This window comes from Pectinatus frisingensis (genome assembly GCF_015732285.1).
Lineage (GTDB): Bacteria > Bacillota > Negativicutes > Selenomonadales > Selenomonadaceae > Pectinatus > Pectinatus frisingensis.
In genome coordinates this window covers 113,580-134,453 of sequence record NZ_WIQU01000014.1, presented here as the reverse complement: position 1 = coordinate 134,453, position 20,874 = coordinate 113,580, and the positions used below count along the sequence as shown (strand labels likewise).

Genomic DNA, 20,874 nt, shown 5'->3' with positions numbered 1-20,874 from the left:
AATTGATATTTGAATAAACAGCATGCGCATAATGGACATCAATACTTTGATTATATATTAAAATACTTGTTTTTATTTATTGGTTCTATTATAACGGCAATTGGTCTGGAACTGTTCCTGGTTCCTAATAACATTATCGATGGCGGTGTTGTCGGCTTATCAATAATGGGCAGCTATCTTACGGGGCTGCCATTGGGGGCTTTTCTAACGGTCTTAAATATTCCGTTTTTATATTTGGGATATCGCCATATCGGCAAATCGTTTGTTATATCCAGTGTTTTTGCGATTATTTGTCTTTCTGGCTGGACAAGTGTATTTGTTCCAATAGCTGAGGTGACGGATACACCATTTTTGGCTACAGTATTCGGCGGGATAATAACGGGTCTTGGTGTTGGACTTATTATCAGAAATGGCGGCTCACTTGATGGAACGGAAATGGTTGCTATTATTTTAGATAAAAAGAGTGTTTTTTCCGTTGGCGAAATAGTTATGTTTATTAACCTGTTCATTTTGAGCGGTGCAGGACTGATATTTGGCTGGGATAATGCAATGTATTCCCTGGTGGCTTACTTTATAATTGCCCGGACAATAGATGTGGTTATTCAGGGATTGGAAGAATCCTATGCGGTAATGATAGTAACATCATGTTATGATCTGGTCGCTGATAAACTTGTCAACGAATTGGGAAGAGGTGTTACTTTACTGCATGGTGAAGGCGGATATTCCGGTGAAACGAAAAAAATTCTTTATTGTGTTGTTACCAGACTGGAAATTGATAAACTTAAAACAACTGTTTTAGATGTTGACGATATGGCTTTTGTCACTATATATAAGGTCAATGATATAATCGGTGGACGATTTAAAAAGTAAATCGTTGTTGAGCTATATATAAATTATTTTTATAATAGTTTATATATAGCGGCTAATTAGTGGGAATAAAAGAACTAAACAAAGTTTTTTTAACTATCAAAAATGCCAGATAATTTTAACTTGCAATTAGTTGACTTATGGAAATAAGTTATGATATAATAAATTCACTCAATAGAACTTAAACAAAAATTATAAAAATTACAAAAATTAATTATTATAGAAAAATAGTGTATTATAGTCAACATAGTTAAACACCGCTGTGCAACGCAATAAAAAGAAGGGAGCAAGGAATAGGGAAGCCGTGTTGTGGGCGGACAGTTTTTATATTTATCAAGGGGGATTTATAAATGGATAATTTATTTGGAGAGTTTATTGGAACCGCCGTACTAATTGTTTTTGGGGGCGGTGTTTGTGCAGACTGTACTTTGAAACATTCAAAAGGACAAAACAGCGGATGGATAGTAATAACCGTTGGATGGGGATTTGCAGTTATGCTGGGTGTTTATGCAGCAACTTCATTGGGGGCGCCACAGGGCGATCTAAACCCGGCAGTTACCTTGGCTAAGTTGCTTAAGGGTGGTATTTATACAGCCAATCAAGCAATAGTAACGATGTTTGTACAGATATTAGGCGGTATCGTTGGAGGCATAATTGTATGGCTTGCTTATCTGCCGCACTGGGGCGCTACTGAAGATCCGGCATCAAAACTTGGTGTTTTTTGTACAGCACCGGCCATTAGAAGCTATGGATCAAACTTTTTATGCGAATTTATTGCTACATTTATGTTGGTATTTATGATTTTTTGTATGTTCAATGCTAATAACGGTCAATTCCCCGCTGGCGTTGGGCCTTATCTTGTCGGCATGCTTATCTGGGCATTAGGTGTCAGTCTTGGTGGTCCTACCGGATATGCAATGAACCCTGCCCGTGACCTTGGACCTCGTATTGCACATGCTATTTTACCTATAGCCGGCAAAGGCGGATCTGACTGGGGATACAGCTGGGTACCGGTAGCTGCACCAATGGTTGGTGGATTTGCGGCTTATGTAGTAGCTAAAGCATTTGGTATTATTTAATATATTTATTGATTTATAATTATAACTGATTTTTAGTAATGAGCCTGTTTAGGGCTCATTACTGGAATATATGAAATAAAGGGTATATGAAGACATATTATATTAGGGGGCTTTTTTAATGGAAAAAAAATATGTATTGGCGTTAGACCAAGGGACTACCAGTTCCAGGACCATTTTATTTGATCATGATTCTAATATAGTGGCTGTTGCTCAACGTGAGTTTACCCAAATATTTCCCAAACCAGGCTGGGTAGAACATAATGCCAATGAAATCTGGTCTACACAGGTTGGTACTATGTCTGAAGTAATTGCCAAAGCTAATATTGATCCCCATGAAATAGCAGCTATTGGTATAACTAATCAACGTGAAACAACTGTAATATGGGATAAAAATACAGGAAAACCTATATATAATGCTATTGTTTGGCAATCCCGCCAGACTATGGAAATTTGTGAAGAATTGAAAGCAAAGGGACTTTCTGATATATTCCATAGGAAAACAGGTTTACTTATAGATGCCTATTTTGCCGGTACAAAAATTAAATGGATACTTGATCATGTGGAAGGTGCCCATGAAAAAGCAGAAGCAGGAGATCTTCTTTTTGGTACAATGGACACATGGCTTGTTTGGAAACTGACTGGCGGCAAGGTCCATGTTACAGATTATTCCAATGCATCACGTACGTTATTATATAATATTCGTGAACTAAAATGGGATGATGAACTTCTGGGTTATTTAGATGTGCCTAAATGTATGCTGCCAGAAGTTAAACCGTCTAGTGAAGTCTATGGAGTCACTGTACCAAGCGTTACGCAGGGTGTTGAAATACCTGTTGCCGGCATGGCAGGTGATCAGCAGGCTGCTTTGTTTGGACAGACATGCTTTAAGGCAGGCATGGCCAAAAATACTTATGGAACAGGCTGCTTTATGCTTATGAATATCGGTTCGGAAGTATATGATTCAAAAAATGGACTATTAACAACAATTGCCTGGGGTCTCGATGGTGAAGTGAACTATGCATTAGAAGGCAGTATTTTCGTTGCTGGTTCTGCTATTCAATGGCTGCGTGATGGATTAAAAATATTGGATTCCGCACCGGATTCCGAATATTATGCAGGTAAGGTAGCAGATGCTGAAGGTGTTTATGTGGTACCGGCTTTTGTAGGCTTAGGCGCCCCGTATTGGGATATGAAGGCTCGCGGGGCTATTTTTGGCATAACCCGTGGTACTTCCAAAAACCATATAATTCGCGCTACACTTGATTCCCTGGCATATCAGACCAAGGATGTTCTTGATGCTATGCAGGCAGATTCGGGTATAAAACTCAATGCACTAAAAGTTGATGGCGGAGCTGTTGCCAATAATTTGATGATGCAGTTCCAAAGCGATTTACTGGGCGTACCGGTTGATCGGCCTAAAGTCGTTGAAACAACAGCTTTAGGGGCATCTTATCTGGCAGGTCTTGCCGTAGGTTTTTGGAGAAATAAGGAAGATCTTGTCAAAAATTGGCAGCTGGATCGCCGTTTCGAACCTGATATGGCTGAAGATACCAGAAAAGAACTTTATCTTGGCTGGCTGAAAGCTGTACGCCGCTCCATGAACTGGCTTTAATTCAACTTTTTAAGTTATTTAAGGAGTCAATATTTAAAAATTAAATATTATTCCTGGACGGATGTTTTATATATTAAATATCCGTCCAGGATATGGTTTATATTTTTAGTAAAAGTATTAGAAAAAAAGTAGTCAAAGCCGCAGGAGTTTTAATGAATTTCTGTGGCTTTTGCTATTATTATTGTCTTCATAAGTAAAATATTGAACTTCATATGAAATGAATATTTTACTTATATGCATGTAAAAATTATTGCTATAAATTAGTTTATGATTTATAATAATAATCAAGTTACCTTATATGTTCATCATGTTAGGGGCACGATGAAAACTTGTTAATGAATACATATAAGGTTATTTATGTTCATGATTGTCAACTGTTGATGTTGACAATTAAATCCTAATGTAATAAGAGTATATGTTATTCAGAATCTTTAGCCTTTAGCTTTAAAGCTGATTTTGGTAATATATAAACTCAAGGAGGAAAAGGGAAGAGCTATGTTAAAAACAACAGTAGTGGTTATAGGCGGTGGAGCTACCGGTGTTGGCATTTTGCGTGACCTTTCAATGCGCGGAGTAGACACTATTTTGGTAGAGCGTGATGATCTTGGCTATTGGACAAGTTCAAGGTTTCATGGATTACTCCACAGCGGTGGTCGTTATGCTGTGAAAGATAAAGAAGCAGCAAAGGAATGTATTGAAGAAAATACTATCCTGCGCAGAATAGGACGTCATTGTGTAGAAGCTACAGAAAGTATTTTTGTGCGTGCTCCGGAAGACAGTGAAGAATATGAACACGAATGGGTGAAATCGTGTGCTGAATGCGGTATTTCAGCGATACCTATTTCTATGGATGAGGCTTTTAAACTTGAACCTAATCTGAGTAGAAAATTATTGTCGGCATATCGTTGTCCAGGTGCAGCTATTGACGGATTTCGGTTGTTATGGCAGACTGTAGCATCAGCTAATAAGTATGGTGGCAAAGCCATGACCTATATGGAAGTTACCGGCATTGAAACGGAAAATGGTGAAGTAGTTGGTGTGAGGATACGTGACAGATGGACAGGCAGGGAAGACAAAATCGCTTGTGATTTTGTTATTAGTGCCGCGGGTTCTTTTTCTGGAGAAGTTGCCAAATTGGCAGGATTAACCGTGAATGTAAAACCCAGTAAGGGAACTTTGATAGCATTTAATCATCGCATTTGCAATCGGGTTATTCATCGTCTTCATAAATCATCTGATGCTGATATTTTTGTGCCGCATGGTTCAATAACGATATTGGGAACGACATCAATTGATAGTGCACCAGATGATACCAGCACCGAAACGGCAGAAGTAGTGGAAATGATGAAAGTCGGTGAAGTTACTTTCGAAAATATTTATGACTATCGAATATTGCGTGTGTTTGCCGGTACAAGGCCGTTGTACAGTGCTGATCCTAATGCAAAAGGACGAAGTGCATCACGTGGATTTGTTGCTTTGGATCACGCTCACGAAGGTGTTAAGCATTTCTTTAGCGTTTGTGGTGGTAAGTTTACTACGTATAGGTTGATGGCGGAAAAAGTTTGTAACATGGTCTGTGAACAATTAGGGGTAAATGAAAAATGTCATACAGCGGAAGAAAATCTTGTTGATGATCCATCTCCTGAATTAATAAACCGCGCTAAAGCTGTATTTCCAAGCTATGGTGCAGAACTGGCATCTTCCCGTCTTGGTAATGACAAATTGGAACGCGTGATTGAACGTATTGAAAAACAACCGGAAATGAAAGAGCTGGTTTGCGAATGCGAAAATGTTACGCGGGCTGAAATAGAAGAAATTGCCGGAGAACCTACAAGCCATACAGTTAGTGATGTGAGAAGACGTACTCGCTTGGGAATGGGAACCTGTCAGGGAACATTTTGTGCGTATCGCAGTGTTGGTGCTATTGACAAGGAAGATGTTCCATGGTCAAAGGACACTGTGAATTTATGCAAGGATTTCCTGGAAACACGGTGGAAAGGGATCCGTCCTGTATTGTGGGGGAATATGCTCCGTGATATTGAGCTTACGCGTGCAATTTATGATGCGGCACTGAACTTGAGCGGGGTGGAAGATATAAAATGAGAAAAAGTGATATATTAATTATTGGTAATGGAATATCAGGACTGTTTGCGGCCTGTATAGCTGCTGATATGGGTAAAAAGGTGCAGATATTATCTTATGGTGCAGGAACACTCACCATTGGCGGTGGAATAATTGATGTTTTAGGTTATACCGATGATGGCAAACCCATTGAAAATCCTGTGCTGGGTGCGGATAAAATGGCATCTGGGCATCCTTATTCTAAGGTAGGCGCTCAAACTGTAGATAAGGCCTTAAGGGCTTTTCTTAAAATAGCTGAGTCAGAAGGTTTTCCATATATAGGCAGCCCGGATAAAAATCAATGGGTGCCAACGGCTATCGGCAATTTTAAACCAAGCTGTCTGGTACCGCGTACGATGAATTCGCAAGCTATATTTGATGCAGAAAATATTCTGGTAGTTGGTTTTGATACTATGAAAGATTTTTATGCCAATATGGTAACAAAGAATCTAAGAAAACATTTAAAATCAGATAAAAATATTGAAGAATTTGTTGTGCAGCTGAATTTTGAATATGGTCGTGATTTACGTGATATTTCGGCAATGGATGTTGCCCGCTGGCTGGAAACTAAAGAAGGGTATAATGCGTTTGTCAATCAAGTAAAAGCGCATATTAAAAATAGTACAGCAATAGTATTGCCGCCTGTCTTGGGTCTCGATCCCAATTATCAAATACTTGATTCTCTGGAAAAAGATCTTGGCTGCAAGTTAGTTGAAGTGTCATCTTTGCCACCTGCTGTGACAGGGACACGATTGGATAAAATGTTGAATTCATATGCGAAAAAACATGGCGTTCAGATAATAGAAAAAGCACGTGTAGTTGGCTCAGAAGTGGCAGATGGTAAATGTCAGGCGGTTATAACAGAAGGCTTTGATCGGCAGAGAAAATTTTATGCAGATCAGTTTATTTTGGCTACTGGCGGTGTATACGGTGGAGGACTTATTGCCGGTATAGGTTCGATGGTAGAACCGGTTTTTAATATAAATATTGATGTGCCTAAAGTACAGACGGAATGGTCATATAAGCATTTATTTGCCGATAAAAAACAGATTTTTGCACAATATGGTGTAAATGTTGACAATGACTTAACACCTGTTGCAGCAGATGGCAGCAAAATAGCTTCCAATGTAAAAGTCGTAGGCAGAAGCTTGGCCGGATATGATTTTTGTTATGAAAAATCAGGTAATGGTGTTGCTCTGATAACAGCTTATAAAGCAGCTGCCGCATTTTGTGGGGAGGCATAAAAATGGCAATAAATAAACAACATGCGATAGATCCTGATAAATGTACCGCTTGTACTATATGTATTACTGCATGTCCAGTGACCGCAGCAACAAGAAAATTCCGTGGCCCTAAAATGACCGGGCCGGCTCTTACTCGGTTGAGAAAATTAGTATCTGATGATGATCCGATGCTTGATTATTGTTCTAATTGCAAGACGTGTGATTTAGTATGTCCGTCCGGTGTGCCGATTTCGACATTGAATATGATGGCCAAAAATGAATATTATAAAACTCACCCGCGTAAATCACGGGCGGATGACATGCTGGCACATAGCGAAAAGATGGGAAAATTGATAACGGCATTACCAATGGGATCTACTTTTGCCGGCATGGGCATGGCTATTGGAAAAGCGTTTAATATGATGAATGCAATGGGGATAACCCAAAATGCTAAGATGCCAACTTATGCCAGTGAATCTTTTATAAGTAAATTTAAGAAAATAAAGCAGACTTCTTATCCGCGAAAAGTAGTTTTTTTCTCCGGTTGTTATATTAATTATAATCAACCAGAGGTAGGCGTTGATTTAGTTAAGGTATATCAGAAAAATGAAGTGGAAGTTGCTGTGGATGAAAAGTTTGTTTGCTGTGGTTCCCCAATGGTGTCAGGCGGCTATATTGATGATGCCCGTATCAATGCGGCTAAAAATGTCAAATTGCTTAAAGGCTGGGTTGATAAGGGATATGATATAGTTACAGCCTGTACCAGCTGTGGATTAATGTTGAAACAGGAATATCAGGAACTTTTTGATTTTGCAGGAATGGCTGATTATGCAGAACATATGTATGATTCCATAGAATATCTGGCAAAATTAAACGATGAGGGTAAATTCAACACTGATTTTGTTGAAAATAGCACAAAATATATTTACCACGCACCATGCCATTTAAAAGTACAGGCTATCGGCAGGCCATCTATGGAACTTTTGCCGCTTATTCCTGGCATGCAGATAGAAGAAGCTGATGCGGGTTGTTGCGGTATTTCAGGCAGCTATGGTTTTAAAGCTGATAAGAATGAAATAGCTATGAAAGTCGGTTCTAAGCTGTTCGCCAGAATAAAAAATTCACATGCGGATTTAGGTGTTTCAGAATGTGGTACATGCCGTTTGCAAATGGAAAATGGCAGTGGTGTTCATGCTATTCATCCACTTACGGTTTTTAAAAAAGCATATGGTTTGTAAAAACAAATGAGTTTGAATAAAATAGCATCTTTAAGGTGCTATTTTATTTTTTTATCATCGAGAAAAATAGAAGGTTTTTCTCTTAAATAGTTTAATATATACTATATATAGAATGAACATAGAAAATCGAATTTATTGAGGAGGAGCAGTCAGTATGAAAAAGATCATTAATAATCCGGATAATGTGGTCGAAGAAATGTTAAATGGTATGGTTGTATCACAACCGCAGTATTTAAAGCGTTTAGAAGGTTTTGATGTAGTGGTGCGGGCTGATAAAAAAAATAGTAAGGTAGCATTAGTAAGTGGTGGAGGCAGTGGGCATGAACCATCACATGGCGGATTTGTTGGCAGAGGAATGCTTGACGCAGCAGTAGCAGGAGCAGTATTTACATCACCTACACCGGATCAGATATATGAAGCAATAAAAGCTGTTGATACAGGAAAAGGAGTTTTGCTGATAATAAAAAATTATAGCGGCGATGTGATGAATTTTGAAATGGCGGCTGAAATGGCAGCTGCTGATGGTATTGAAGTAGAAAAAGTAATCACCAATGACGATGTTGCAGTAGAAAACAGTACTTGGACAACAGGCCGGCGCGGCATAGCGGGTACAGTTCTGGTTCATAAAATTGCCGGAGCTAAAGCAGAAAGCGGTGCAGCATTGGCTGATGTAAAAAAAGCGGCTGAAAAAGTCATTGCCAATGAACGTTCAATGGGAATGGCCATTGAACCGTGTACTGTACCGGCAGCAGGAAAACCAAGCTTTACCCTGGCTGACAATGAGATGGAAATTGGTATAGGTATACATGGTGAACCGGGAACACATCGGGAAAGCCTTAAAACTGCCGATGAAATTGCTCAGCAATTAGTAGATAAAATATTGGCGGAAAATATTTATGGAACAGGCGATGAAGTGGCTGTTTTGGTTAACGGACTCGGTGCAACTCCTTTGATGGAGCTGTATATTGTAAGTGCTAAAGTCCAGGCAATATTAAAGGAAAAGGGACTTAAAATGGTGAAAACATATATAGGCAATTACATGACATCGTTAGAAATGGCAGGCTGTTCAGTGACGTTGTTAAAACTCGACAATGAATTGAAAGAGTTGCTGTTTGCACCGGCAGATACTCCGGCATTAGTACAATTTTAATAAAATAAAAGATTATAATAGATTCAGGGAGGACCGATATTGATGACAACGGCTAAAGAAGCCTTAAGAGTAGTGGGACAGGCTGTTATAGATAAAAAAAGCTATTTGACGGATCTTGATCAGGCTATTGGGGATGGAGATCATGGTATAAATATGGCGCGTGGGTTTGAAAGTGTTTTTAAAAAAATTGCTGTATTGGATGATAATATTGATTTAACCACACTTTTAAAAACTGTTGGCATGGGGCTTATTTCCAGTGTAGGCGGGGCAGCCGGTCCGTTGTACGGAACAGCTTTTTTGCGCGCGTCAGGTGTATGCGCGGGTAAAACTGAAATAGATGCAGTAACGGCAAAAGCTATGCTTGATGCGGCAATCAAGGGAATTCAAGATCGCGGTAAAGCTAAAAAAGGTGAAAAAACAATGCTGGATGCTTTAATACCGGCATCTGAAGCGATGGATATTGCCATTAAAGCAGGAAAAACAGAAGTAGAATGTTTAGCAGATGCTGTGCAGGCGGCGCAAAAAGGGGTAGAATACACAAAAACAATTATTGCTACTAAGGGCAGGGCCAGTTATTTGGCAGAACGCAGTATTGGTCATCAAGATCCGGGAGCAACATCATCTACTGTTATGTTGGAGGCTCTTTATAATTATTTGGAATAACTGGAGGAAAAACAATAATGGTAGGTATTGTAATAGTTTCACATAGTGTAAAAATTGCTGAAGGTGTAAAAGAGTTAGCATTGCAAATGGCCCGGAAGGATCAGTTGATCATTGCTGCCGGGGGTACAGATACTGGAGATATAGGCAGTGACCCTATGAAGATACAGGCGGCTATTGAAGCGGCAGATAAAGGCGATGGGGTAGCAGTATTTGCTGATTTGGGCAGCGCTGTAATGAGTGTGGGATTAGCTAAGGAAATGATTGATCCTCAACTGGCTCAGAGAGTTTGTTTAGCAAATGCGCCAATAGTTGAAGGAGCGATTGCCGGTGCAGTTGAAGCTGCTATGGGGAGTCCTTTGGAAAAGGTTCTGGAAACGGCATATGGTGCGCGTAATATGGAAAAACAATGAGGTAAATTAGTTATCTGTACACCCCTGGAAAATATAGTAACTTTATTTTCCAGGGGGTATCTTTATATGATGCTTTTAATAGTTGAATTGCAATAATTATCTATGACTTAAATATTACCAATAATATAATAATAGGCAGAATTTATATAATTTTACTATTAATGATAAATTTTAAAATTAATTTTGACTAATAAAATAAACAAGAGTTATAATAAAGTCAAATGTAAATTTTAATTTACAATATGGTGTGACATGTTTAGGGGGTTCAACATGGAAAAATATGATTCTATCTGGGACATGTACCAAAAAAAGGGAATGAGTCGCAGAAGTTTTATCAAAGCCTGCTCAGCGATGACAGCTTTGCTTGGTCTTGCCCCGGCAATGCTGCCTAAAGTAGTGAAAGCAGCAGAAAAAAGATTACCGGTTGTTATATGGCTGCACGGACATGAATGTACTGGCTGCAGTGAGTCTTTTTTGCGTTCATCGGCACCGATGACATCTGATGTCATTCTTAATATGATAGCATTGGAATATGATGATACATTGGGTGCCGCTTCCGGTGAATTTTTTGAAGATCATTTGCAAGAAGTAATGAAGACTTACAAGGGACAGTATATTTTGGCTGTAGAAGGAGCCATACCTGCAGATCCGAGTGGTGGATTCTGCATGGTTGGAGGCAAACCGTTTTTAAATCAAGTAAAAGAAGCTGCCGCAGGAGCTGCTGCAATCATTGCCTATGGAACTTGTGCTGCATGGGGTGGAATACAGGCAGCGCGGCCTAACCCGGCGCATGCATTATCGCTTAATGAAATTATTGGAAATAAACCAATAATCAATGTTCCAGGCTGCCCACCTATTCCGGAAGTAATGACGGGAGTAATTGCCCATTACGCAATGTTTGGTAATCTACCGCCGCTCGATAACAAAAACTGTCCAAAACAATTTTATGGAAATCGTATCCATGATACTTGTTATCGCAGGCCATTCTTTGATGCCGGCATGTATGCCAATGACTTCAATGATGCCGGGGCAAGAGCTGGCTGGTGTTTGTATAAACTTGGCTGTCGTGGACCAGAAACCTATGCATCATGTGGTAATATGCGCTGGTGGAACGGACTATCTTATCCTATTCAATCGGGACATGGCTGCATTGGATGCACTAGTAAAAATTTTTGGGATAATGATCCGTTTTATCGTCGTTTACCAGAGTTTGCTGGTTTGGGGTTGGGAAATATCGATAAAATAGGAGCGGCTGTGACTGGTGCTTTGGCAGTAGGGATAACGGCTCATTTGGCTACTTCAGCTGTGCAGAAAAAGAAACGAGACCAAAAGGAATTGGAAGAAGAAAAGAAAAAAGCTGAAGCTGCGGAACGCAGGAGCAGAGGAAAGGATTGATTTGATAAATGAAAAAAGTTATAGTTGATCCAGTTACCCGTATAGAAGGTCATTTACGTTTAGAAGTCGAAGTTGATGAGGCGACAGGCAAGGTAAATGATGCATTGTCCAGTGGAACGGCATGGCGTGGTATTGAAACCATTGTAAAAAATCGTGATCCACGTGATGTGTGGGCGTTTGTACAGCGCATATGCGGTGTATGTACTACAGCGCATGCACTGGCTTCTGTTCGTGCTGTTGAAGATGCACTCAATATAAAAATCCCTAAAAATGCCCATTATATTCGTAACATCATGGCAGCTACACTAACTGTGCATGACCACACAGTTCATTTTTATCATCTGCATGCATTGGATTGGGTGAGCCCACTGGAAGCCTTACAGGCTGATCCTGCTGCTACTGCGGCTTTGCAGGAAACTGTACTCAAAACTTACACAATACCGGTAAAGGGACCTCAGGGGTTTGATTTTAGTGCTTATCCCAAAGAGTATCCTAAAGCATCCGCATCTTATTATAAAGATATCCAGGCCAAAATAAAGCAACTGGTTGACTCTAACCAATTAGGGATTTTTGCTGCTAATTGGTGGGATCATCCGGCTTATAAAGTGTTGCCGCCCGAAGTTCATTTGATGGGGATAGCTCATTATCTTAATATGCTTGACAAACAGCGTGAAATAGTCATACCGCATGTTATTTTTGGCGGAAAAAATCCGCATCCGCACTATGTCGTTGGCGGCATGTCCTGTGCTATATCAATGAATGATATGAATGCACCGGTGAACAGTCAGCGATTGGCAGCTGTTGAGACGGCTATTGCTACGGCACGTAATTTGACGGATTCTTTCTATGTGCCGGATGTATTAGCAATAGCGCATATTCATGCTCAGCATGGCAGCGCAATTGACGGTGGCGGATTATCCAAGGTGCGTGTACTGGGATTTGGAGCTTATCCTGATGAACCATTTGCTACCCATAGGGATTTTGCACCTGAAGCATTAGTACGCTGCGATGGTGTAGTGGAAAATTTTGGTCAGGGAGTGGACAAGGCGGAATATATCCCGCTTACTGGCAAAGACTTAGAGGATAGTGCTGTAGTTACGGAAAGTGCTGAGCATGCATGGTATAAAAATGATGAGGCACTTCATCCTTGGGACGGAGAAACGGATCCTGATTATACCGGTGATGCCAATGGTAATAAAAAGGAATGGGATACATTAGGCAAGGATAAAAAATATTCGTGGGTAAAAACACCAAAATGGCGTGGGAAAGTTTGTGAAGTAGGACCCTTAGCCCGCTATATAATCATTTATACGAAAGTAAAAAAAGGCATCATTCAACCTACTTGGGCGGAACAAATTATGATGACCCAGATCGAAAGTGTATCAAAAATTTTTGGACTGCCGCCGGAAAAATGGTTGCCATCAACTGCAGGACGTACTGTTGCCCGTTCTCTCGATGCACAACTGGCATCTATCATGGAAAAATATTTCTTTGATAAATTAGTAAAAAATATTGGCACAGGTGATACTAATATCGCTAATACATTGAAATGGGAACCATCTTCTTGGACTGATGGAGAATTCAAGGGTGTTGGGCTGTATGAAGCACCGCGCGGCGCATTGTCACATTGGATAGTAATAAAAGATAAAAAAGTGAAGAATTATCAGGCTGTCGTACCGACCACCTGGAATGCTTGTCCACGTGATGATAAGGCCGGACAGGGAGCCTATGAGATGAGCATGATGGATACACAGCTTGCGGTACCGGATAAACCACTGGAAGTGGTCAGAGCTGTGCGTTCATTTGATCCGTGTCTGGCGTGTGCAGCGCACGTATATGACAGTAAAAAGCGGACTTTGAGCATGGTCAGTACCGATCCGTATATGTAAGGGGTGGCAAATATGGCGGTGAAACAAAAAGAATTTATTGAAACATCTATACCTGGAGGCAGTCAGCAGCACTTGACCAGATACTATATTTTTAGTCCGTTTTTGCGGATTTTTCATTGGACGATGGTACTGTGTATAATAACTTTGTTTGCGACCGGTATAGTTATAATGACACCGATGTCAATGGGGGAAGGGCAGTATGTAACGCTCAATGAATGGCATTTATCGGTTGACTGGATAAGGAACCTTCATTTTACAGCAGGGTTTATTTTGTCGGCAGCATTTTTATTCAGGATATATGGTTACATTATAAATAAAGGTGACAGATTGCTGCCCAGATTTTTTCAGATGAAATTCTGGGATGATTTTATTGAAGTTATGATGCATTATTGTCTGCTAAAATATTCACACAAGCAATTTTTGCGTAATCCGATGGCTAGAATGTCCTATGTGGCGATTTACGGATTAATTGTAGTGGAGATTTTTACAGGGCTTTCTATGTATTTTCAGGTTAATCCCAATGGGGTAGGGGCATTCTTATTTAGCTGGGTTGCGCTTCCTTTTGGTGAAATGGGACTGCATGTCATTCATCATATTGTAGCCTGGGGCATTTTCTTATTTGCGGCAATGCATGTTTATATGGTAGTGCGTGCTGATTTTATGGAACGTGAGGGAGAAATTTCCAGTATGATTTCAGGAACGAAGATTTTAGCACATTTACCTGATGATATAAATGATATAAGAGACAGTAATGGTAAAATAATAAAGGGTTGAGGGAGGTTTCATTATGTGTGCAACATGTGGCTGTTCAGGACATGGGAGTGGAACTCAGATACAATTTTTTGTGACTGGGTATGATGGTGATAATGCTAAGATAATTGAAGAAAAACTTTTGGGATTGGCAGGAGTGTTACACGTTCATATTCATGCGCATGATGGTGAAACGACGATCAATTATGATCCGGCCAAAACGCGTTTAAGCGAAATCACGGCTGTTTTTGAACAGAAAGGTTTGCAGGCAGCTATATAAGTTAATAATTATCACAAAAAGCTGCTGCAAAATATTGTAGCAGCTTTTTGTACAGGCAGGCGAAAGATATGCATGAAATGGCAATGGCCCAGGGGATAATGGATATAGTTGAAAGCTATGCCAGGAAAAATGATGCTAAAAAAGTACGGGTAGTATCATTGATAATTGGTGAAATGGCCGGTGTCGTTTTTGAATCTTTGGAGTTTTGTTTTAAGGCACTGGCAGAGGGAACTGTTGCAGAAGATGCTGAATTAAAGTTACACCGGACGCCCTTGCTGGGACAATGTAATGATTGCGGCTGGCAGGGACATATTGTAAAGTACAATTTTTTTTGCCCAAAGTGTAATTCAGCTAAAGTCGATATTATTTCAGGCAGGGAACTGCGTGTCGAATATTTGGAGGTGGATTGATGGAAGTTCCGGTAATGGAAAATATTTTGGGCAGTAATGATAAACAAGCGCTTCAAAATAAAGAAATTTTTGATAGAAATGGAATATTTGTATTAAATTTAATAGGTTCACCGGGGTCAGGAAAGACGTCATTATTAGAAAAAACTATTGTCAGTCTTAAAAATTCATTGAAAATGGCAGTAATCGAGGGAGACTTATTTACTAATAAAGATGCTGATCGTATAGCCGGCTGTAATGTCCCGGTAATACAAATAAATACAAGTGGAGGGTGTCACCTTGATGCCATGATGATAAAAAACGTCATAGGGAAATTGAATCTGGCGCAGCTGGATTTAATAATCATTGAAAATGTCGGCAATCTTGTCTGTCCGGCAGAGTTCAATATTGGTGAAGATAATAAAGCTGTTGTTTTGAGTATTACCGAAGGTGATGATAAACCACTTAAATATCCATTGATTTTCAAGGAAGCAGCAACGGCAGTGCTCAATAAAATTGATATATTGTCATTTACTAATTTTGATATGAAAGCAGCTCGGCATGATATTACCTGCTTGAATCCGGCTGTTAATATTATTGAAACATCATGTCGCACGGATATTGGAATTGATAAATGGACTGAATGGCTTAAAAATGCCGTACAGATAAAACAGAAACGGATAAATGAAAGATAATGGATAAAATAACTATACTGGGTGTTGGCAATATACTTATGCAGGATGATGGCTTTGGCGTGCGGGTTATTGAAAGATTGCAGCAGATGGTTTGGCCGGAAAATATTAAGATAATTGACGGCGGAACTTTGGGGATGGTTTTATTGCCTTATATCGAAGGTACGACAAAATTACTCATTGTCGATGCGATAAATGCAGATGGCAGGGCAGGTGATTTTTTCTGTTATAAGGGAAATGATGTAAATACATATTTTTCTAATAAAATATCAATACATGACCTGGGAATCAACGATTTACTGGCATCGTTAAAAATTACCGGAGATCCCGTACAGGAGATAATAGTAATGGGGGTAAAACCGGCTGTGGTGGAACTTGGCATGGAACTGACAAATGCTGTTGCAAATGAAATGGAATCTACGGTGAATAAAATCATTGATTTGTTGAAACAATGGCAGATAATGCCCATTGCCACGGTCGACTGATATGAAAAGACTGGCAATACGAGTTAGGGGAATAGTGCAGGGAGTTGGGTTTAGACCTTTTGTGTATCGGCTGGCACAGGAAAGTTCAGTCACAGGTTTTGTTTTTAATGATGAAGATGGTGTTTTTCTTGAAGTACAAGGTACAGATGAAATATTACGGATAATGGTGAAAAAAATTCATGATACACCACCACCGGCGGCTTTTGTAAGTGAAGTGGTTGTGAAAGAAGAAAAGCTTGTTGCGGAAGAAAAATCTTTCGTGATAAAAAAAAGTCCGCCGGCAAAAAACAGACAGGTATTTATTTCACCAGATCTGGCTATTTGTGCACAATGCCGTGAGGAAGTGTTAAATCAGGACAATCGACGGTATCATTATCCCTTCATTAATTGTACTAACTGTGGACCGCGTTTTTCGATAGTTGAGGATGTTCCTTATGATCGTGCCAAAACTACTATGAGTCCTTTTAATATGTGTGAGTCTTGTCGGGCTGAATATGAGGATCCGCTGGATCGTCGTTTTCATGCACAACCTAATGCCTGTGCTGTTTGCGGTCCCCACTATGAATTATTAAATAATAATGGGAAATTATTGACGCGTGATAACGAGACATTATTGCAGAAAACATATAATTTGATTAAGGCTGGTAAAATAGTTGCCATAAAGGGAATAGGCGGTTTTCATCTTGTTTGTGATGCCTATAATGAGGTTGCTGTATATAAATTGCGCAGGCGAAAAAATCGATTTGATAAAGCTTTGGCAGTAATGGCCGGTTCGATTAGTATGGTCAGGGAAATTTGTGAAATAAATCCTCTTGAGGAAATATTGTTGAAAAGCCCGGCAGCACCAATTGTATTATTGCGCAAAAGAAATAAATATGATCTGGCAGAGTCTGTCGCACCAAATAATGTATATCTTGGTGTAATGCTGCCGTATGCACCTGTACACTGCCTGCTTTTACAGGCTGAGGATGTTTTTGTAATGACTAGTGCGAATATAAGTGAGGAACCGATAGCCTATTTAAATGATGATGCCGTTGACCGACTAAAAAATATTGCCGATTATTTTTTGTTGCACAATCGTCGGATTAATATGCGGGTGGATGATTCTGTCTTGCGTATTATTGGTAATAAACCTTCCTATATAAGACGCAGCAGAGGATTTGCTCCAACACCGTTAAGATTTCCTTTTAACAAAAATAATTTGTCAGTTTTAGCTGTTGGCAGTCAGCTAAAAAATACTTTTTGTTTGTTGAAAGAGGATAAAGCTTTTTTGAGTCATCATATAGGGAATTTGGCCAATAGTGCGGCTAATAATGCTTATAAAGCTGCAATAGCGCATTATGAGAAAATTTTTGCCGTAAAGCCTCAAATTGCTGTCTGCGATCTGCATCCGGAATATTTTTCCACTAAATATGCATGCAGTCTGAATTTACCATTGATAAAAGTTCAACATCATCATGCCCATATAGCATCTGTACTGGCGGAAAACACTATTAAGGAGAAGGTTATTGGCATTGCTCTTGATGGTACCGGTTATGGAGATGATGGAAAACTGTGGGGAGGAGAAATTTTCCTTTGTGATTGTTTGTCTTATGAACGTGTTGCACATTTTTCTTATTTACCGTTGCCCGGGGCAGTTGCAGCTATAAAAGAACCGTGGCGTATTGCAGCGTTTATTATGGACAAACTTTATGGAAGTACTGCTGTGAACGTATCCTGTGGTCTGTGGAATCTGGTTCCAGATAACTGGCAAACGGTTGTGCAGATTGCCAGACAGCAATTTAATTCACCCTTGAGTTCAAGTGCCGGCAGATTATTTGATACGGCTGCGGCATTATTGGGGATAAGAGGTAAAATAAATTATGAAGGACAGGCGGCTATTGAGTTGGAGCAGCTTGCAGCCGATAGTAACGGCATTGTTTTTCCGTATGATATAAGTTTGCATCATCAGTATGAAATAGATTTTTTACCAGTTTTTGACGCAATGCTGCTAAGTAATATGACTCTGCCTCAAAAAGCGATGTCGTTTCATATGACAATGGCAGATGCCGTTATACAAATGGCAGAAAAAATTAAAGAGGAAACCGGAATAAATAAGGTGGTTTTATCGGGCGGAGTATTCCAAAATATTACGTTATCAAGTTTAGTAATAAAATCATTACAGAAGAGATTCACCGTATATATAAATAGAAAAGTTCCGACTAATGATGGTGGTTTATCATTTGGGCAGGCAGCTGTTGCCTGTGCAGTTATTAATGAAAACAGGACTAAAGAAATGGGGCGATATTAATGTGTCTGGCTGTTCCAGCAAAAATCATGAAGAAAGATAATGCTATGGCGACGGTTGAGGTTGAAGGAATACGGCGCAAGATAAGTCTGATGTTGCTGCCGGAAGCAAATCAGGGAGATTTTGTATTAATGCATGCCGGATTTGCAATTCAGATAATTGATGAGGCAGAAGCTGAACTAACAATGCAATTATTGAAAGAGGCAGCGCAAAATGATGATGCCTGAAGAAAGTAGAAGGGCAGCGGCATTTTTTATTAACCAAATAGATGCTCTGATAAAAAAACCGGTGCGTTTCATGGAGGTATGCGGTACACATACTGTATCTATTTTTCGTTCAGGGATACGGCAGCTTCTGCCGGAAAAAGTGGATCTTGTTAGTGGTCCAGGCTGCCCTGTTTGTGTGACACCTAATGATTATATGGATATGGCAATCGCTTATGCTAAAAGAAAAGATACAATTATTGCAACTTTTGGTGATATGTTAAAGGTGCCAGGCACTAGTTCCAGTTTAAATGAAGCTAAGGCACAAGGAGCCGATGTACGGATAATTTATTCACCGCTTGACGTTTTACAAATATCTCAGGAAAATCCACAAAAACAAATCATATTTCTTGCAGTGGGATTTGAAACAACGGCACCACTTACGGCGGTGACAGTACAAACAGCCATGGCACAGCATATCAATAATTTTTTTATTCTATCATCACATAAATGGACGAATGCTCCTATTGATGCACTGCTTAGTGACCCGCGGATAAAAGTCGATGGATTTTTATTACCCGGACATGTATGTGTAATAACCGGAGAAAAACCATTTGATTTTGTTGCTGATAAATATAGGAAACCGGCTGTTGTGACAGGTTTTGAAGCGTTGGATATTTTACAGGCTGTGTATATGCTGGCAAGGCAGGTCAATACTGGACAGATACAAATAGAAAATGCGTATAAACAGGTGGTTAAACCAGAAGGAAATCGCGTGGCCCAGTCAGTTATCAAAGAAGTTTTTGATAGTGTACCGGCAAAGTGGCGCGGTTTTGGTACAATAGAAGCATCAGGAATGATACTTAAGGATAAGTATGCTCAATATGATGCCTTGCAGCAAATACCGGTAGAAAAAGAAATATCACGAGAAAATCCGGTTTGTCGCTGTGGTGAAATATTAAAAGGGTTGATAAAACCGACACAGTGTCCGCTGTTTAAAAAAACCTGCACTCCGGATAAACCGGCCGGTGCATGTATGGTTTCTGTTGAAGGAACTTGTCATGCATGGTATAAATATGGACAAGGAAGGTATCATTATGGACGATAGTTTTATTACAATGGCACATGGTGCAGGCGGTTTGAAGAGCCGTGAACTGGTAGAAAAAATGATGCTGCCGGCATTTGATAATAAATATTTGCGCCAGATGCATGATGGGGCAAAGCTTTTGTTAAAAAATAATATTGCTTTTACAACCGATTCGTATGTCGTAAAACCACTATTTTTTCGTGGCGGAAATATTGGTAAGTTAGCTATTTGCGGGACGGTCAATGATTTATCAATGACCGGAGCAATACCTCGTTATTTGTCGGTCGGTATGATAATTGAAGAGGGTTTTCCTCTGTCTGATTTGCAGACTATTGTTAATACAATGCGAGAAGCGGCTCAGGAAGCGGGAATATATATTGTGACTGGTGATACTAAGGTAGTTGATAAGAACAGTGGTGATGGCATTTTTATTAATACAGCCGGTGTTGGTGAATTAATTGAAGGCAGTGATATTGCCCCGCAGAATGTACGTCCGAATATGGATATAATAGTCAGCGGCTATCTAGGAGATCATGCTGCGTCAGTAATGGCAGTAAGGCATGGTTTGGAACTGCCGGAAAATATTAAGAGTGATTGTGCCCCGCTTAATGGATTAGTGAAAGAAGTACTTCAAGCAGCCCCACAAGTCGCCGTGATGCGTGATGCTACTCGTGGCGGAGCAGCAGCAGTGCTTAATGAAATAGCCGAACAGGCGCGGGTGGGGATTATAATTGATGAAGAAAAAATCCCGGTCAGGAAAGAAGTTAAGGGCTTTTGTGATATATTGGGATTTGATCCATTGTATTTAGCTAATGAAGGGAAAATGATTGTTTTTGTCAACCCCAAAGATACTGCTGCAGTGTTGCAGGTTATGCATGAAAATAGATATGGTAAAAATGCCTGTATGATAGGAACGACCAATGATAAAAGTTGTGGAGAAGTCGGTCTGCGGACAATTATCGGTGGAATAAGAATTGTTGACATGCCGGCTGGCGAACAAATACCAAGAATATGCTGAGATTGAATTCAATAAAAAAGACAAAAGTAACAGGTTTTA

Annotated in this window: 20 protein-coding genes; all 20 read left to right on the top strand. The window is 39.8% G+C overall.

Features of this window, described 5'->3' with window-relative positions:
- Window positions 1-9 precede the first annotated feature (9 nt).
- The 20 genes from I6751_RS01870 to hypE all read left to right on the top strand — a co-directional run bounded on the left by I6751_RS01870 (window position 10) and on the right by hypE (window position 20,835).
- A complete protein-coding gene (locus tag I6751_RS01870; RefSeq protein ID WP_182187852.1) occupies window positions 10-870 on the top strand; it encodes a YitT family protein in 861 nt (286 codons plus the stop codon).
- 347 nt (window positions 871-1,217) lie between these two features.
- Window positions 1,218-1,946 carry an MIP/aquaporin family protein gene (locus I6751_RS01865; RefSeq protein ID WP_196590127.1) on the top strand — a complete coding sequence of 243 codons (729 nt, stop codon included), beginning with the start codon at window positions 1,218-1,220 and terminating at the stop codon, window positions 1,944-1,946.
- A 118-nt stretch (window positions 1,947-2,064) separates the two neighbouring features.
- Window positions 2,065-3,558, top strand: coding sequence for a glycerol kinase GlpK (glpK, locus tag I6751_RS01860; RefSeq protein WP_196598972.1), 1,494 nt, complete (start codon window positions 2,065-2,067; stop codon window positions 3,556-3,558).
- Between the two features lie 495 nt (window positions 3,559-4,053).
- Complete coding sequence (gene glpA / locus I6751_RS01855) at window positions 4,054-5,661, top strand: anaerobic glycerol-3-phosphate dehydrogenase subunit GlpA (protein ID WP_182187855.1); 1,608 nt, start codon at window positions 4,054-4,056, stop codon at window positions 5,659-5,661.
- The gene (glpB, locus tag I6751_RS01850) at window positions 5,658-6,923 is read left to right on the top strand and encodes an anaerobic glycerol-3-phosphate dehydrogenase subunit GlpB (RefSeq protein ID WP_196590129.1); all 1,266 of its coding nucleotides are present in this window, start codon (window positions 5,658-5,660) and stop codon (window positions 6,921-6,923) included. Before glpA ends, glpB begins: the two co-directional genes overlap by 4 nt.
- A 2-nt stretch (window positions 6,924-6,925) precedes the next feature.
- Window positions 6,926-8,140: an anaerobic glycerol-3-phosphate dehydrogenase subunit C gene (locus tag I6751_RS01845; protein WP_196590130.1), complete on the top strand. Its 1,215-nt coding sequence runs from the start codon at window positions 6,926-6,928 to the stop codon at window positions 8,138-8,140.
- Between the two features lie 154 nt (window positions 8,141-8,294).
- Window positions 8,295-9,290 (top strand): dihydroxyacetone kinase subunit DhaK, encoded by a 996-nt coding sequence (dhaK, locus tag I6751_RS01840; protein ID WP_196590131.1) that lies wholly within the window; start codon window positions 8,295-8,297, stop codon window positions 9,288-9,290.
- 42 nt (window positions 9,291-9,332) lie between these two features.
- Entirely contained in the window at window positions 9,333-9,953 is a 621-nt protein-coding gene (gene dhaL, locus I6751_RS01835) for a dihydroxyacetone kinase subunit DhaL (protein ID WP_196590253.1), read from the top strand.
- Between the two features lie 17 nt (window positions 9,954-9,970).
- Window positions 9,971-10,363, top strand: coding sequence for a dihydroxyacetone kinase phosphoryl donor subunit DhaM (gene dhaM, locus I6751_RS01830; RefSeq protein ID WP_196590132.1), 393 nt, complete (start codon window positions 9,971-9,973; stop codon window positions 10,361-10,363).
- Window positions 10,364-10,633: 270 nt separating this feature from the next.
- Window positions 10,634-11,758, top strand: a complete 1,125-nt coding sequence (locus I6751_RS01825; RefSeq protein WP_196590133.1) for a hydrogenase small subunit — start codon at window positions 10,634-10,636, stop codon at window positions 11,756-11,758.
- A gap of 8 nt (window positions 11,759-11,766) precedes the next feature.
- Window positions 11,767-13,647, top strand: a complete 1,881-nt coding sequence (locus I6751_RS01820; protein WP_196590134.1) for a nickel-dependent hydrogenase large subunit — start codon at window positions 11,767-11,769, stop codon at window positions 13,645-13,647.
- A 12-nt stretch (window positions 13,648-13,659) separates the two neighbouring features.
- Window positions 13,660-14,421 (top strand): Ni/Fe-hydrogenase, b-type cytochrome subunit, encoded by a 762-nt coding sequence (gene cybH / locus I6751_RS01815; RefSeq protein WP_196590135.1) that lies wholly within the window; start codon window positions 13,660-13,662, stop codon window positions 14,419-14,421.
- A gap of 13 nt (window positions 14,422-14,434) precedes the next feature.
- On the top strand, window positions 14,435-14,677 hold the full coding sequence (locus I6751_RS01810; RefSeq protein ID WP_196590136.1) for a hypothetical protein: 243 nt from the start codon (window positions 14,435-14,437) through the stop codon (window positions 14,675-14,677).
- Between the two features lie 68 nt (window positions 14,678-14,745).
- Window positions 14,746-15,087 carry a hydrogenase maturation nickel metallochaperone HypA gene (gene hypA / locus I6751_RS01805; protein ID WP_182187865.1) on the top strand — a complete coding sequence of 114 codons (342 nt, stop codon included), beginning with the start codon at window positions 14,746-14,748 and terminating at the stop codon, window positions 15,085-15,087.
- The gene (gene hypB / locus I6751_RS01800) at window positions 15,087-15,758 is read left to right on the top strand and encodes a hydrogenase nickel incorporation protein HypB (RefSeq protein ID WP_196590137.1); all 672 of its coding nucleotides are present in this window, start codon (window positions 15,087-15,089) and stop codon (window positions 15,756-15,758) included. Before hypA ends, hypB begins: the two co-directional genes overlap by 1 nt.
- Complete coding sequence (locus tag I6751_RS01795) at window positions 15,758-16,240, top strand: HyaD/HybD family hydrogenase maturation endopeptidase (RefSeq protein ID WP_196590138.1); 483 nt, start codon at window positions 15,758-15,760, stop codon at window positions 16,238-16,240. Before hypB ends, I6751_RS01795 begins: the two co-directional genes overlap by 1 nt.
- Window positions 16,224-18,530, top strand: a complete 2,307-nt coding sequence (gene hypF / locus I6751_RS01790; protein ID WP_330998610.1) for a carbamoyltransferase HypF — start codon at window positions 16,224-16,226, stop codon at window positions 18,528-18,530. Before I6751_RS01795 ends, hypF begins: the two co-directional genes overlap by 17 nt.
- Complete coding sequence (locus I6751_RS01785) at window positions 18,530-18,754, top strand: HypC/HybG/HupF family hydrogenase formation chaperone (protein WP_196590140.1); 225 nt, start codon at window positions 18,530-18,532, stop codon at window positions 18,752-18,754. The genes hypF and I6751_RS01785 overlap by 1 nt, the downstream gene beginning before the upstream one ends.
- Window positions 18,741-19,838, top strand: coding sequence for a hydrogenase formation protein HypD (hypD, locus tag I6751_RS01780; protein WP_231037761.1), 1,098 nt, complete (start codon window positions 18,741-18,743; stop codon window positions 19,836-19,838). The genes I6751_RS01785 and hypD overlap by 14 nt, the downstream gene beginning before the upstream one ends.
- On the top strand, window positions 19,828-20,835 hold the full coding sequence (gene hypE, locus I6751_RS01775; protein WP_196590141.1) for a hydrogenase expression/formation protein HypE: 1,008 nt from the start codon (window positions 19,828-19,830) through the stop codon (window positions 20,833-20,835). The genes hypD and hypE overlap by 11 nt, the downstream gene beginning before the upstream one ends.
- Window positions 20,836-20,874 lie beyond the last annotated feature (39 nt).

Coding starts and splice junctions, on each gene's coding strand:
- hypB (WP_196590137.1), top strand. CDS start 15,087: ATGGAAGTTCCGGTAATGGAAAATATTTTGGGCAGTAATGATAAACAA.
- I6751_RS01795 (WP_196590138.1), top strand. CDS start 15,758: ATGGATAAAATAACTATACTGGGTGTTGGCAATATACTTATGCAGGAT.
- dhaL (WP_196590253.1), top strand. CDS start 9,333: ATGACAACGGCTAAAGAAGCCTTAAGAGTAGTGGGACAGGCTGTTATA.
- glpB (WP_196590129.1), top strand. CDS start 5,658: ATGAGAAAAAGTGATATATTAATTATTGGTAATGGAATATCAGGACTG.
- hypE (WP_196590141.1), top strand. CDS start 19,828: ATGGACGATAGTTTTATTACAATGGCACATGGTGCAGGCGGTTTGAAG.
- hypA (WP_182187865.1), top strand. CDS start 14,746: ATGCATGAAATGGCAATGGCCCAGGGGATAATGGATATAGTTGAAAGC.
- dhaK (WP_196590131.1), top strand. CDS start 8,295: ATGAAAAAGATCATTAATAATCCGGATAATGTGGTCGAAGAAATGTTA.
- I6751_RS01865 (WP_196590127.1), top strand. CDS start 1,218: ATGGATAATTTATTTGGAGAGTTTATTGGAACCGCCGTACTAATTGTT.
- I6751_RS01845 (WP_196590130.1), top strand. CDS start 6,926: ATGGCAATAAATAAACAACATGCGATAGATCCTGATAAATGTACCGCT.
- hypD (WP_231037761.1), top strand. CDS start 18,741: ATGATGATGCCTGAAGAAAGTAGAAGGGCAGCGGCATTTTTTATTAAC.
- cybH (WP_196590135.1), top strand. CDS start 13,660: ATGGCGGTGAAACAAAAAGAATTTATTGAAACATCTATACCTGGAGGC.
- glpK (WP_196598972.1), top strand. CDS start 2,065: ATGGAAAAAAAATATGTATTGGCGTTAGACCAAGGGACTACCAGTTCC.
- dhaM (WP_196590132.1), top strand. CDS start 9,971: ATGGTAGGTATTGTAATAGTTTCACATAGTGTAAAAATTGCTGAAGGT.
- I6751_RS01825 (WP_196590133.1), top strand. CDS start 10,634: ATGGAAAAATATGATTCTATCTGGGACATGTACCAAAAAAAGGGAATG.
- I6751_RS01785 (WP_196590140.1), top strand. CDS start 18,530: ATGTGTCTGGCTGTTCCAGCAAAAATCATGAAGAAAGATAATGCTATG.
- I6751_RS01820 (WP_196590134.1), top strand. CDS start 11,767: ATGAAAAAAGTTATAGTTGATCCAGTTACCCGTATAGAAGGTCATTTA.
- I6751_RS01810 (WP_196590136.1), top strand. CDS start 14,435: ATGTGTGCAACATGTGGCTGTTCAGGACATGGGAGTGGAACTCAGATA.
- glpA (WP_182187855.1), top strand. CDS start 4,054: ATGTTAAAAACAACAGTAGTGGTTATAGGCGGTGGAGCTACCGGTGTT.